Below are 13,445 nucleotides of genomic sequence, written 5' to 3' on the forward strand. Positions count from 1 at the left end.
ACACATACATCCCAGTGCATGTTCTACAACGAGGCTCTCCCGGTTGCGATCAGGGTGCGTTTGTCTGCGAGCCGCTCAGCCGAGTCCGAGCAGTGGTGTGACGGCGTCCAGGACGGCGTTCGTCTGTTCCCGGACGAAGAAGTGGCCGCCGGGGAAGGTGTGGTGCCGGAAGGGACCCGTCGTGTGCTCCCGCCACCGGTCGACGTCGTCAACGGTGCAGAGCGTGTCGGCGGATCCCGACAACGCCACCATCGGCGCGGTCAGCGGACCGCCGTTGCGGGCATGGGCGTACGTCTCCGAGACGGCGAAGTCCGCCCGCAGCGCCGGCAGGAGCAGCTCGACTAGCTCCGGATCGTCGAAGACGGCCGGCGGTGTGCCATCGAACCGGCGGACCGTCTCGATCAGATCCGCCATGGGCAGGTGCCGGATCGGCGGCAGGGACGAGGGCAGGTGCGGCGCCCGTCGGCCGGACACGATCAGCGCCTGCGGCTCGGGCCGGCCGTTGTCGCGCAACCGGCGCGCCACCTCGTACGCGAGGAGCGCACCCATGCTGTGGCCGAACAGGAAGTAACGGCCGTCCGTGTACGGGGCGATCTCGGGTGCGACCGCGTCGACGATCGCGTCGAGGTCGTCCAGCGGGTCCTCGCCCAGGCGGTTCTCCCGCCCCGGCAGCTGTACGGCCAAGACCTGTACCGAATCCGGAAACCGCCGGGGCCAGCCGCTGTACGCCGAGGCGCCCGCACCCGCGAACGGGAAGCAGATCAGAGTCGCCTTGGCGTGCGGGACCGGTCTGCGGTTGACCAGCCACAGACTCTTGGTCGCGACATTGCCGGTCATCCCTGCAGTCCTTCCTGCTCCATCAGCAAGATAGCCGACTGCAGCAGGACATTGGCTCCGTGCACCAGGTCCTCGTCATCGGTGTACTCCTCGGGCGCGTGGCTGACGCCGCCGCGACTGGGCACGAAGATCATGCCGATCGGCGCCTCCGCGGCGATGATCTGGGCGTCGTGGCCGGCGCCGCTGGACAGCACCAGGTGTTCCAGCTCGAGCGAACTGGCGGCCTCCCGGATGACCGAGCTGACCGTGGCGTCGGCGGCCACCGGATCGGTCCGCATGGTGACGTCGATGTGGACCAGGGTCGCCTCGCTGACCCGGAACGTGTCCAGCTCGGCCCGGATCGCCGCCTCCGCGCGGCGCAGTCGGCCACGGTTGGAGTCGCGGATCTCCGCCGTGAGGTGGACCTCGCCGGCGACCACGTTGGCCTCTCCCGGCGTGACCGAGGCGTTGCCGACCGTGGAGACCGAGCACAGCCGTTGTTCGCGGGCGGCGCGCTCGATGACGAGAATCACCCGGGCCGCCGTGGCGAGCGCGTCCGCCCGCTGGTTCATCGGGGTGGTGCCGGCGTGCGCCTGCCGCCCGCGGATCTCGATCTCGACGATCGTGCGTCCGTTGATGGTGTCGACGACGCCGATCGGTACCCCCGCGCGCTCCAACGTCGGCCCCTGCTCGATGTGTACCTCCAGGTACGCCCCGATCGGCGTGGGCCAGCGGGCGGACTCCTGCCGGTCGATGTCGCCGCCGCTGAGCCGCAGCTCGATCGCCAGCTCCTCGCGGGCGCCGTGGGTGACATTGGACGGCAGCGCCGACTGGCCCACCACCGCCCGAGAGCCGAAGAAGGGGTACGGGAACTTCGCGCCCTCCTCGTTGCTGAAGGCGACGACGACCGGCTCCAGCCAGCCGGTTCGCCCTTCGGCGGTGAGCTGCCTCAGCACCTCCAGGGCCGCCACGACGCCGTACGTACCGTCGAACTGACCGCCGTTGGTCACGCTGTCGAGGTGCGAGCCCAGCATGAGGGTGGGCTTGGTCGGATCGGCGCCGGGGCGCCGGATGATCAGATTGCCGGCCGCGTCCACCGTGCTGAGAAAGCCTTGCTCAGTGGCGCGCCGGGCGAGGTGGTCGCGAGCCTTCCGCTCCGGCTCCGAGAAGCCCGGGCGGGTGATGCCGCCGTTGGGCTGCGCGCCGAACCGGGACATTTCCGCCATCGTCGCCAGCAGCCGCTCGGCGTTCACCCGAGCGACGTTCTTGGTCAGTGCTGCGGTCATTGCGATCTCCTTCGGTGGGTCACAGCGGCTCGACCGCCAGGCGGCGGCCGGCGGGGTCGATGGACCCCACGGGTACGGCACGGGTGGCTGCCGGGTTCGCGAACGTGGCCGACCACTGGTGCTCCAGGGTGGACAGCGCGCTGGTCGGCGTGGTGCGGACCTCGTAGAGCGGTTCGAGGCTGTTCTGCGCGTAACCGCGCACGTGGACGTCGGCGACCAGGTTTTCGAGCTGGTCCCAGCAGCCCTCGACGTCGAGGAGGACGATCGGCTTGCGGAGCATCCCGAGGTAGCGCAGCGACAGCACGTCGAGTACCTCGTCGAGGGTGCCGTAGCCGCCGGCCAGCGCGAGGAAGACGTCCGCGTGCCCGAGCATGCTCTGCTTGCGATCGTTCATCGTGTGGCTCAGCTCCACCGACTGCGGTGGGGCCGCGATCGACCGCTCGCGTTCGGCGAGGAACGCCGGGATCACGCCGGTGATCGGCGCGCCAGCGTGGAACGCGGACCACGCCACCGAGCCCATCAGCCCGCTACCGCCGCCGCCGTAGACGAGCCGGTGGCCTCGCTCGCCGATCAGGCGGCCGACCTCCTCGGCCGCTCGGGTCATCGCCGGGCTGACGCCCGGTCGGGCTCCGCAGAAGACGCACACGGAGAGGGTGGGCGAGTGCTGCATGTGTGTCATTCACGCTCCTGTCGGTTGGCGGGTACTCGACGCCGCGAGCGCCCGGCGGACGGCCTGGGAGAGGATCTCGACAGATTGGTCGATCTGCTCGCGGGTGACGCCTCGGTGGGTCACGGCGCGGATGCGCCCGTGGCCCAGTTCCCCGACCCGCAGTCCCAGCGACGCCGCCTCGCGCACGATCGACTGCCAGGAGAGACGAGGATCGGCGGCGCGGAACATGACGATGTTGGTCTGCGGACGCGGGTTCTCCACCACGAGATCGCTCACGGTGGCCAGTCCGTCGGCGAGGCGGCGCGCCAGGGCGTGGTCGTCGGCGAGCCGGTCGGTCATCTCCGTCAGGGCGATGAGCCCGGCGGCGGCGATGACGCCGGCCTGGCGCATGCCGCCGCCGAGCATCTTGCGGGCCCGGCGGGCGTTGGCCACGGCGTCCGCCCGCCCGGCGAGCATTGAGCCGATCGGCGCGGACAACCCCTTGGAGAGGCACACCTGCACCGTGTCGGCCCCACGGGCCAGCTCGGCGGCGGGCCGCCCGGCGGCCACGGCGGCGTTGAACAGGCGGGCGCCGTCCAGGTGCACCGCGACGCCGTGGTGGCGGGCCTGCGCGTACACCGCTCCCAGGTGATCTTGCGGCACGACGGCGCCGCACCGGCGGTTCTGGGTGTCCTCCAGACAGATCACGGCGGGGCGGGCGAACTGGGGATCGTCCTGGTCGATCGACAGCGCGTCGACCAGTTCGGCCATTCGAAGCGATCCGTCGGCTTCGACGGACACCGGCAGATACCCGATGCCGCCGCACACCGAGGCGCCGGCGGCCTCGTAGACGTAGATGTCGGACTCCGCCCCGACGATCGCGGTGGAACCGCGCGGCGCCTGCGCCAGGAGGGCCGCGAGGTTGGCCATCGTCCCGCTCGGCATCAGACAGGCGCTCTCCTTGCCGAGCAGGTCGGCGGCGACCTCCTCGAGACGGCGTACCGTCGGGTCCTCGCCGTACACGTCGTCGCCGACCGGCGCGGCCGCCATCGCCTTGCGCATCTTCGGGGTCGGGACGGTGAAGGTGTCACTGCGCAGCTCGATCATTCCGGCTCTACCTCCCACGCGATCTCGGCGACGGCGCGGTCGAGAATCCGCTCGACTGTCGCGGCCGATCTGCCCTTGGCAATGACGAAGCCGACGCGGCCGTACGCATCGCGTGGCGGCGCCACCGCCTGGCCGGCCTCGACGGTCAGGTGGACCTGCTGCACGCCGCCCACGCTCCGCGCTCGGTGCAGGCCGTCGATTGCTCGCAGGACGCCGCGCTCCGGCGCCGTGATGAAGTGGATACCGGTGACGCCGCGGCGCCGGGCAGTCAGCTCGACCGGCCGTCCAGTGGCCACGTGCAGTTGCTGTGTCAGCAGATCCACGCCGGTCGCGAGCCGTACCAGCTCCGGGATCATCCCACCGGCGAGGCGGGCGTTGACCTCGATGATCGCGGGACCGTTCGTCGTCCAGCGAACCTCGGTGTGTGCCGGGCCCTGCTCGAAGCCGAGCGCCTTGAGCGCGCGCTCGACCGTGGCGGCCAGCTCGTCGGCGACACCGGCTGGCAGTGGTGCCGGATAGATGTGGCGTGCCTCGACGAACGACGGCGGCGACCCCACGGTCTTCGCCGTGATACCGACGCAGGTGACACTGCCGGCGTCGCTGAAGGTCTCGACGCTGAACTCCGGACCCGTGACGTACTGCTCCAGCAGCACGACGCGCGGCGCGGGCTGGCCGCGAACATTGGTCTTGCTGGCCAGGATGTCCGACACCTGATGGCGGACCTCGCCGGTGTCGTGGCACAGCAGCACGCCCTGCGATCCGGAGCCGTCCACCGGCTTCACGACGCACGGCAGGCCCAGTCGCGCCACCGCCCGGTCGGCCTCGGCGGGCGAGCCGACGACGACGTACGCCGGCTGCCCGACGCCGTGGTGGTCGAGGACGCGGCGGACCGCGGCCTTGTCCCGGCAGGTGACCATGACCTCCCACGGGTTGCCGGGCAGGCCGAGCTCGGCCGCCACCCGGGCCACCGCGGGCAGGTAGAACTCGCTGGTGGTGGTCACCCCGACGATCCCCTCCGGCCAGCGCGCGGCGATGGCCGTGGAGAGCTGGCTGGGCGTGTTCGTGTCGCAGATCAGCAGGTCGTGCGGGATCTCCGCGAGCTGCGGGTATCGGCCCGGCGAGCGGGTGACGAAGCACGGCAGCCAGCCCAGTTCGTGGGCCCGCCGGAGTGCCACCATGCCACTGCCGGTCGTGTTCGATTCGATGAAGACGATGCGTTTCACGCCGGCCTCCCCCCTGGGTAGCTGCACGACCAGGAGTGCACGGGTGTCCCGTAGGTGACCCGGGCAGGCTCCTCGGCGATCGGCTGGCTGTCCAGGCCGGTACGTCGCCAGTACTCGTCGCTGTAGACGCTCTCCCAGTAGCGGTCGCCGCGGTCGGGGAACACACCGAGGACGGTGCTGCCGGGCTCAGCGGTCCGGGCGAGGTGGCGCAGGACGCAGTACACCGACCCGGACGTGTTCCCGGCGAAGATCTGCTGCTCCTGCGCCAACCGGCGGGTGGCGGAGAACGCCTCGTGGTCGTTGAGCCAGTGCACCTCGTCGAAGACGGAGTGGTCGAGGTTGGCCGGCATCAGGCTGTTGCCGAGCCCGCTCTGCAGGCGGCCGGCCCGGTCGGGCTGATGGAACAGCATGCTGCCGACGCTGTCGACGCCGATGGCGCGGACGGTTTCTCCGACCTCCCGCAGCGCGCGAACCGTCCCGCAGGACGAGCCGCCGCTGCCGACCGACGCCACGAGCACATCCACGCGGTCGAGCTCGCCGAGCAACTCGGCGGCGAGCGTCGTGTAGGACAGCGGATTGTCGGGATTGCTGTACTGCTGCGGCCAGAACGCGCCGGGCAGCCGGGTGAGCAGGTCGTCGAGCAGTTCCAGCCGCGCACTCTGCCAGCCGCCGCTCGTCATCGCCGGCACGATGTGCACCTCGCAGCCGAGCGAGTGCAGCTTCGCCAGCGTGATCTGGTCGATCCGTGGGTCGGTGACGATGTGCACCTCGTGGCCCAGCGCCCTGCCGACCAGGGCGACACCCATCGCCATCGAACCCGATGAACTCTCGACTATGGGCGCGTCGGGCTTGAGTTCCCCGCTCTCGCGCGCCGCGAGGATGATGCGGCGTGCCACCCGATCCTTCATCGCGAAGAGGTTCTGCATCTCGAGCTTGGCGTAGACAGCCACCCCCGAGGTCTCGCCCAGCCGCAGTCTGACCAAGGGCGTGTGGCCGATGGCGTCGATCACATCCGTGGGGGCCATGTCGCCTTCTCCATGATCTGGTAGGGCTCGCGAGGACAGTGGACCTGGTCGATCCAGACGGTGGGTCGTAGCGCGGCGCAACCGCGGTGTACCAGTCGCAGACGCTCGTCGTAGTCGGGCTCGTCGGGCGACAGCAAGATCCCGACGGCCGTGCCGCTGTGCGCCACCACCACGCCAAGGCCGTCGGCCGCTCTACAGAGACTGACCATCGCCGGCAGCGTCTTCTTGGGGTGCAGTCGTTGGTTCATCTCGGCGCTGCGGGTGGCCACCCGCCCGATTTCCGCGACGTCCCCGAGCAGCATGGCCTGCGAGATCTGGTCCAGAAGCTCGGCGTACTCGCACTTGTCGCGCGGTTGGAAGGGCTTGGGCAGCCGGTTGAACTGAACCGTGTCGATCTCGCCGCCTTCGTCGAGGCCGACGATGGTCAATGGCGGCAGCGGTCCCAGCCGCCGGTGCAGCCGCACCTCCCGGTGGCGGAACGCCACCACGTCGGAGTACATGATTCCGTCGGAGGGTTCGATCTCGCGCAGCAACGCCTCGATGTCCTGAGGCCCGAGGGGCTGGCCGAGCGCCTGACCGACCGCGCGGGCGACGGCGACCAAGTCGGCCGAGGAACTGGCCAGCCCCTTCCCGACAGGGAGGTCGCTGGAGATGATCAGGTGGCCGCCGCCGTGGTGGCCCAGCGACCGAAGCAGGCTGCGGGCCAGGAGCAGGGACTTGGTCTTGCCCGCCGGCGAGACGGTCAGCTCGGTGGCTTCGGGGTCGAGGATGACGCGTACCCGCACTCCGCGCTGGATCGGGAGCGTGACGAGGAAGTCGACGTCGTCGGGAAGGACTCCCTGCAGCAACTCGCCGAACGTGCCGTGCGCCGTGCCAGTGCCGACCTGCGGATGCGCGCGCTCCGACGCGATCGGCGCGAGAGCGAGAGGACTTTCGGTCATCGCGTCATCACCCTTCACCATGGCTGGTTGGGCAGAGGTCGTTGAAGTAGGACGGGCGGGGCTCACCGGTGGGCAGCCCGAGCTCGGAGTCGACGCTGTCGACCGCCATGGCGGCGGCGGCCTCATGCTGTGTCCAGGCCTTCGTCGCCTCGGTCACTCGGCCGCGCTGCCCGTCCAGCAGGGCACGGACGTGGACCGGGTTGGCGGAGCCGGTGGACGTCTTGCGGGACAGGAGAGCCACGGGGTCGGCCACGTCGGCGAGGATCCGCTCGGCGTCGGGAATGTCGTAGCCGTCTTCGGCCGCGAGCCGCCGAAGCAGGCTCGCGTCCCCCTCGCCCGGCGGTCTGCCGTCGGCGATCAACGCGCTGATGTAGCGGCCGGTCAGGACCTGAGCGCAGCGCCACGGCACCCCGTGGCGGAGGGTGAGGTCGTTGGCCAGAGCGAAGGCGCCCAGGTGTTCCTCACGGCTCCGCCCGAGCGCCCGTCCCCGGTCGAGGCGCAGGTTGTCCAGTACGGCGGTGAGCAGCCGCAGGGTGCCCCGCAGCCCGGACAGGGCGACAGCCTGGCCGGCAGCGGCCTCCTTGGACACTTCGACGGTGTTGCTGTACGGGGTGGACCGCTGGGCCAGGGCGACGTCGACGTACCACGAGGTCAGGTGCGCCGTGCGGCCCCGGATGCGCTCCAGGATCGGATAGTTCTTCTTCTGCGGCATCGCTGACGAGATCCCGGCGAGCTCGTCAGGCAGTTCGAAGTAGCCGTACTCGGCGCCGCACCACATCATCAGGTCGGTGACGAAGCGGCTGAGCACCACGCCGAACGTCGAGCAGGTGCCTGCCAGTTCCAACTGCCACAGACGGCCGGCCACGCCGACGAGCGCGTGCGGCACCGGTGCGCGCAGGCCGAGCAGGTTCGCCATGCGAGCGCGGTCCCATGGCAGGTCCTGGCCCGCCATCGCACCGCTGCCGAGCGGGGACTGGTCGATCCGCGCGTAGAGCTGCTCCAGGAGCTGCAGAGTGGTCAGGATGTGCTCGGCGAGCGCACCGAAGTAGAAGCCGGCGGTGATGACCTGAGCCGGTTGCAGGTGCGTGTAGCCCGGCATCGGGTCATCGCTGTACCGGTCGGCCAGGCGGGTCGCGGCGGCGGCACAGTCCAGCAGGGATCGCACCAACCGGACGATCTCGGCGCGAGCCGCGAGGAGCTGCGCGGTGGCCTGCAGGTCGTTGCGGCTGCGGTCGACGTGCCAGGCCGTGGCCCGCTTGCCAGTAACGACCGACGACACCTGGCGTTCGATGGCGAACGCCAGGTCGGAAAGGTTGGCCGTCGGATCCGCGACGAGGTCACCCGGGGTGACGGCGCTCAACGCGGCGCCAATGTCTCGGCAGACCCCGGCGTCGAGGATGCCCAGCCGGCGGTACTCCAGCAGGAGCACCTTCTCGCTCGCTATGTAGTGCGGCAAGTAGTGGACAAGGTCGTAGCGGAACTGCGGGTCGAGGACTTCTTCATGCACGATGGCGCTCGGTCCGAGCGCGACACGGCCGGTCATCACCGCGGCCTGCTGGGATGTCACCCCTCAGCTCCCTTCTGGAGAAGCGCGTCGGTCTGTCGCTGATCTCCTGCAGGCCGACCGTTCGCCATGGCGGTATCGGCCACCCTTCGGCGCGCTATCACGGGCGATGCGCCGACCGGACCCGCCCGGTCTGGCTCGCCTGGTCGCCGTCCGCTTACCGCAGCGGTGGTCGAACGGGCAACAGCGGGGCGAGAGCCGCGCGATAGCAGAGGTGCAAAGACTGCCCGCGAACGATCAGCTAGGGGTGTCCCGCGGATCCGTGCAGTGACGGCCGCGCCTGTCGAGGATCTGCGGGGCACCCCAGGGAGGGACGGAATCGACCCATGGCTTCGATGACGACACGGGTGCCGCTGGCAACCTTCAATGCCATGCCTGTCGACGCTGCGTCGGCGGTACTGGCAACGTGCTGTCAGACCACCCGCTGGCACGCTGAGGTCTGCCGTCGCCGGCCCTTCACCTCCGTCGAGCAGCTGGCCGACGCCGCGTCGGCCATCCTCGCCGGGCTGGGTTGGCCCGACATCCACCAGGCGCTACAGGCTCACCCACGCATTGGCAGCCCACCCCGGGGCGACGACGCCGCCGACCGCATGTCACGGGACGAACAGGCCGGGGTGGGCGACACGTCGATGACGGTGGCCAACGAGGCGTACGAGGCCCGCTTCGGGCATGTCTTCCTCGTCAGCGCGGCCGGCCTGTCCGGCGAGGAGATCCTCGATCGGCTGGGGGAGCGGCTCCGCAACGACCCGGACCGCGAGCGAAGCGTCGTCGCAGAGGAACTCAACAAGATCATGAAGCGAAGGCTGACCGAAGTGGTGACGCCGTGACGGACTCTCTGGTGGACTCGCCGCGCCTCGCGGCCATCGCGGGCCCGACGACCTCCCTGACCACACACATACTCGACCTGGCCCTGGGCCGCCCCGCCGTCGGCGTGGAGATCCGTCTGGAGCGGCATGATCCGCCCGACTGGTCGCTGGTCTGCACGGGCGTCACGGGCAGCGACGGCCGCATCACCACCTGGTCCGCCCCGGTGGGGCCGGGCACCTACCGGCTGGTGGCCGACAGCGGCGCCTATTTCGAGGCGACAAGTCGCCCCACGTTCTATCCCGAGATCACCATCCAGATACGGCTGGAGTCGCTGCCGCACTACCACGTGCCGATCCTGCTGAGCCCTTACTCCTACTCCACGTATCTAGGGAGCTGACATGGCTATCCTCACCCAGAACCGGTACGGCAAGGCCGAGATTCGGCTCGTCGCGGTGGATCGCACCGACGACCAGCATCGGCTGACGGATCTCACCGTCCACGTCGCCCTCAGTGGCGCGTTCGAGGGGGCGTACCGCAGCGGTGAAAACACGACGCTGCTGCCCACCGACAGCCAGAAGAACGCCGTGTACGCGCTTGCCGCTGAGCGTGGGCCCGAGCCGGTCGAGGAGTTCGGGCTGGCGTTGGGGCGCCATTTCCTCGCGGGCAATCCGGAGGTGGAGTGCGCCCAGGTCCACCTCGTACAGCACGCCTGGAACCGCCTTGGTGAACGTCACTCGTTCACGGCCGCGGAATCTGCGCGCCGCACGGCCACGGTCTCTGCCACCCGGTCGGGCGCCTCGGTCTGCGCCGGGATCGACGGCCTCATGCTGCTGAACACCACCGGCTCCGAGTTTCGCGGCTTTCGCCGCGACCGGTACACCACGCTGCCGGAGGCCAGCGACCGCATCCTCGCCAGCCGGGTCCGGGCCCGCTGGGTGCGCCGCTCGCTCGACGGCACCGACTGGGATGACGAGTACGCGACCGCGCGCGAGTCGATGACCTCCGCCTTCGTCGACACCTACAGCACCTCGCTGCAGCAGACGCTGTTGGTGATGGGCGAGCGGGTGCTGACGGACTGCCCCGACATCGCCCGCGTTCACCTGTCCCTCAGCAACGTGCACCACCTGCCCGCGCTCAGCCTGTACGGGCTGCAGGGCGTCGTCGAGGAGAAGGCCCAGCGCGTGTACGTGGCCTCGGCGCAACCCCACGGGGTCATCGAAGGAACGGTGACTCGCAACGACACCGACGGCATGGCGGCGAGCGACCCCGCCTGGACCGCCGCGGAAGGGTGGCCGTGGTGACCGGGGCGAGCCGGCCACTGGCGATCGAGGGCTGCGCGATAGCGACGGTGAACGGGTCCGGCACCGAATACGAGTACGGTCACATGGTCGTCGAGAATGGTCGCATCGCCAAGATCGGCCCCGGACCGTTGCCGATGCGGGCAGACGTGACTCGGATCGACGGCCGAGGATGCTTGGCCACCCCCGGCCTGGTGAACGTTCATCACCACCTGTACCAGTGGGCGACACGAGGATTGGCCCAGGACCACGACCTCTTTGGCTGGTTGACGTCGCTGTACCCGATGTGGGCATCCATCGACGTCGACCTCGTACGGGACACGACCGCGGCCGGTCTCGCCTGGCTGGCGCTGTCGGGCTGCACGACCTCCGCCGACCACCCCTACATCTTCCCCGACCGGGTCGGGGACCTGCTGGCAGCCGAGGTGGCCGAGGCCGGGCGAATCGGCCTGCGACTGCACCTGTGCCGCGGCGCGATAGACCTGGGGCACTCACGCGGCGGGCTCCCGCCGGACGAGCTCGTCGAGAACACCCACGACTGCCTCAGCGCGATGAAGCAGGCCGTCTCCGACTTCCACGATCCCAGTCCCGGGGCGATGGTGCGCGTCGCGATCGCGCCCTGCTCGCCCTTCTCCGTCAGTGCCCAGCTCATGGCGGAGAGCGCGGCGCTGGCGCGCGACATGGGTGTTCGGCTGCACACGCACCTTGCCGAGACCATTCAGGAGGAGCACTACTGCAAGGACAAGTTCGGTGTGACACCGGTCCGCTATCTGGAGCGCCTGGGATGGCTCGCCGACGACGTGTGGCTCGCCCATGGCGTACATCTGTCCGATGACGCGATCGAAACGATGGCGAAAGAGGGGGTGGCGGTCGCGCACTGCCCGAGCTCGAACGCACGGCTGGGCGCGGGCATCGCGCCGGTGCGCCGGATGCTGGACGCTGGTATCGCGGTCGGCTTGGGCGTGGACGGTCCCGCGTCCCAGGAATCCGGACTTCTCGTCGCCGAGCTACGTCAAGCGATGTACTCGGCACGCCTGGATGGCGGGCCAACGGCGATGTCCGCCCGGGATGCGCTGCGGATGGGGACCATGGGCGGTGCGCACTGCCTGGGGCGGCAAGACGAGATCGGTTCGCTGGAGGTCGGCAAGCTGGCGGACATCGCCCTGTGGCGTCTGGACACCCTGGGCCACGCCGGTATCGCCGATCCCGTAGCCGCGCTCGTCTTCGGCCCTCCCGCAGGGCTGGCCCGGCTGCTCGTGCACGGGCGGGAGGTCGTCGTCGACGGCGAGTTGCAGACCGCGGACATCACCCAACTCACCAAGGGCTTGGAGGAGTCATGCCGGCGCCTCGCGACCAGGCACTAGACCTGGTCGTCCGATCCGACCGCGTGGTGACGCCGTCCGGGGAGCGACCCGCAGCGGTGGGGGTCGTCGGCGGCACCATCGCGGTCATCACCGACCGGGACGCTCGCCTGGCGGCGATCGACGACGTGGACATCGGCCGGGACGCCCTGCTACCCGGCCTGGTCGACTCGCACGTGCACGTCAACGAACCGGGGCGTACGCACTGGGAGGGTTTCGAGACGGCGACGGCCGCCGCAGCGGCGGGCGGCATCACGACCCTGCTCGACATGCCGCTGAACGCCCTACCGCCCACCACCACGGCAGATGCGCTGGACCGTAAACGGGCCCTCGCCCGGGAGCGGTGCGCCATCGACGTCGGGTTCTGGGGCGGTGCCGTTCCAGGGAACCTCGGCAAGCTGAACGATCTGGTCGACGCCGGAGTGTTCGGGCTGAAGTGTTTCCTGGTCGACAGCGGCGTGCCGGAGTTTCCCGCGCTCAACCCGCGCGAACTGGCGACCTGCATGCGTGAGGTACGAGCCGTGGACAGCCTGCTGCTGGTGCACGCCGAGGACAGCAGCGACCTGCGTCCAGGGGTGGACAGCACCTCGTACGCCGACTTCCTCGCGTCGCGGCCCGCCTCGGCGGAGGTCCGCGCGGTGGCGCTGACCGCCCGCCTGGCAATGCAGCTCGGCACCCGGACGCACATCGTCCACCTGTCCAGTGCCGATGCGGTCCCGACGATCGCATCGGCCAAGAGGGCTGGAGCCGCGCTGACCGTCGAGACCTGCCCGCACTACCTGACCCTCACCGCCGAGACGATCCCCGACGGCGCGACCGAGTTCAAGTGCTGCCCGCCGATCCGCGACGCCCGCCAGCAGGAGGGCCTGTGGGAGGCGCTGGCGAGCGGCGCCATCGACTGCGTCGTCTCGGACCACTCGCCGTGCCCGCCGGCGATGAAACACACCGGCACGGGCAACTTCAACGCCGCCTGGGGTGGCATCGCCTCGCTGGAACTCACCCTGGCGTTGGTGTGGACCCATGCCCAGCGGCGCGGATTCGGCCTGTCCGACGTCACGCGGTGGATGGCCGACGCGCCCGCTCGCATTGCCCGCATCCCTGGTCGTGGGCGCATCGCCGTGGGTTACCGGGCCGACCTCGTGTGGTTCGCGCCGCGTGAACGCTTCACCGTTGACCCGCGGCGACTGCGTCAGCGCCACGCCCTCACCCCGTACGCCGGGATGACGCTGACCGGGGTGGTACGGCGTACGTGGCTCGCGGGATCGCCGTCGCGCCCGGGCGGGGGGCGCCTGCTGACGGCGCGGGCCGGCGTTCCGGCGTGACCCGCGACCGCCCCACGGACGTCCGGCGCAGCGCCCCGGCACCGCG

General features: G+C 70.3%; 13 protein-coding genes. 5 read left to right on the top strand and 8 right to left on the bottom strand.

All coding sequences use genetic code 11. From position 1 onward, the window contains the following. Window positions 1-75 precede the first annotated feature (75 nt). Genes HNR20_RS26860 through HNR20_RS26890 form a run of 8 tightly spaced genes read right to left on the bottom strand, consistent with a single transcriptional unit; the run spans window position 76 to window position 8,614 of the window. Window positions 76-837 (bottom strand): thioesterase II family protein, encoded by a 762-nt coding sequence (locus tag HNR20_RS26860; protein WP_184185306.1) that lies wholly within the window; start codon window positions 835-837, stop codon window positions 76-78. Beyond that, a complete protein-coding gene (locus HNR20_RS26865) occupies window positions 834-2,102 on the bottom strand; it encodes a Zn-dependent hydrolase (protein WP_184185309.1) in 1,269 nt (422 codons plus the stop codon). The genes HNR20_RS26860 and HNR20_RS26865 overlap by 4 nt, the downstream gene beginning before the upstream one ends. A 19-nt stretch (window positions 2,103-2,121) precedes the next feature. Continuing rightward, window positions 2,122-2,781, bottom strand: a complete 660-nt coding sequence (locus HNR20_RS26870) for an LOG family protein (protein WP_184185313.1) — start codon at window positions 2,779-2,781, stop codon at window positions 2,122-2,124. Then, window positions 2,782-3,858: a GntG family PLP-dependent aldolase gene (locus tag HNR20_RS26875; RefSeq protein WP_184185316.1), complete on the bottom strand. Its 1,077-nt coding sequence runs from the start codon at window positions 3,856-3,858 to the stop codon at window positions 2,782-2,784. Beyond that, the gene (locus HNR20_RS31945) at window positions 3,855-5,081 is read right to left on the bottom strand and encodes an ATP-grasp domain-containing protein (RefSeq protein WP_221309928.1); all 1,227 of its coding nucleotides are present in this window, start codon (window positions 5,079-5,081) and stop codon (window positions 3,855-3,857) included. The genes HNR20_RS26875 and HNR20_RS31945 overlap by 4 nt, the downstream gene beginning before the upstream one ends. After that, window positions 5,078-6,106, bottom strand: coding sequence for a PLP-dependent cysteine synthase family protein (locus tag HNR20_RS31950; RefSeq protein ID WP_221309929.1), 1,029 nt, complete (start codon window positions 6,104-6,106; stop codon window positions 5,078-5,080). The genes HNR20_RS31945 and HNR20_RS31950 overlap by 4 nt, the downstream gene beginning before the upstream one ends. Beyond that, a complete protein-coding gene (locus HNR20_RS26885; RefSeq protein WP_229687291.1) occupies window positions 6,088-7,113 on the bottom strand; it encodes a GHMP family kinase ATP-binding protein in 1,026 nt (341 codons plus the stop codon). Before HNR20_RS26885 ends, HNR20_RS31950 begins: the two co-directional genes overlap by 19 nt. Continuing rightward, complete coding sequence (locus HNR20_RS26890; RefSeq protein ID WP_229687290.1) at window positions 7,055-8,614, bottom strand: argininosuccinate lyase; 1,560 nt, start codon at window positions 8,612-8,614, stop codon at window positions 7,055-7,057. The genes HNR20_RS26885 and HNR20_RS26890 overlap by 59 nt, the downstream gene beginning before the upstream one ends. 344 nt (window positions 8,615-8,958) lie before the next feature. On the opposite strand from HNR20_RS26890, the gene uraD reads away from it, so the two are divergent. The 5 genes from uraD to allB are packed head-to-tail and all read left to right on the top strand — an operon-like array spanning window position 8,959 to window position 13,399. After that, window positions 8,959-9,438 (top strand): 2-oxo-4-hydroxy-4-carboxy-5-ureidoimidazoline decarboxylase, encoded by a 480-nt coding sequence (gene uraD / locus HNR20_RS26895; protein WP_184185322.1) that lies wholly within the window; start codon window positions 8,959-8,961, stop codon window positions 9,436-9,438. Beyond that, on the top strand, window positions 9,435-9,815 hold the full coding sequence (gene uraH, locus HNR20_RS26900; RefSeq protein WP_221309930.1) for a hydroxyisourate hydrolase: 381 nt from the start codon (window positions 9,435-9,437) through the stop codon (window positions 9,813-9,815). The genes uraD and uraH overlap by 4 nt, the downstream gene beginning before the upstream one ends. Before the next feature lies 1 nt (window position 9,816). Next, window positions 9,817-10,719, top strand: coding sequence for a factor-independent urate hydroxylase (gene pucL / locus HNR20_RS26905; RefSeq protein ID WP_184185325.1), 903 nt, complete (start codon window positions 9,817-9,819; stop codon window positions 10,717-10,719). Beyond that, complete coding sequence (locus HNR20_RS26910; protein WP_229687288.1) at window positions 10,716-12,080, top strand: 8-oxoguanine deaminase; 1,365 nt, start codon at window positions 10,716-10,718, stop codon at window positions 12,078-12,080. Before pucL ends, HNR20_RS26910 begins: the two co-directional genes overlap by 4 nt. Next, on the top strand, window positions 12,053-13,399 hold the full coding sequence (allB, locus tag HNR20_RS26915) for an allantoinase AllB (protein WP_184185328.1): 1,347 nt from the start codon (window positions 12,053-12,055) through the stop codon (window positions 13,397-13,399). Before HNR20_RS26910 ends, allB begins: the two co-directional genes overlap by 28 nt. The last annotated feature ends 46 nt before the right edge of the window (window positions 13,400-13,445 follow it).

Source organism: Micromonospora parathelypteridis, assembly GCF_014201145.1.
Classification (GTDB): Bacteria; Actinomycetota; Actinomycetes; order Mycobacteriales; family Micromonosporaceae; genus Micromonospora; species Micromonospora parathelypteridis.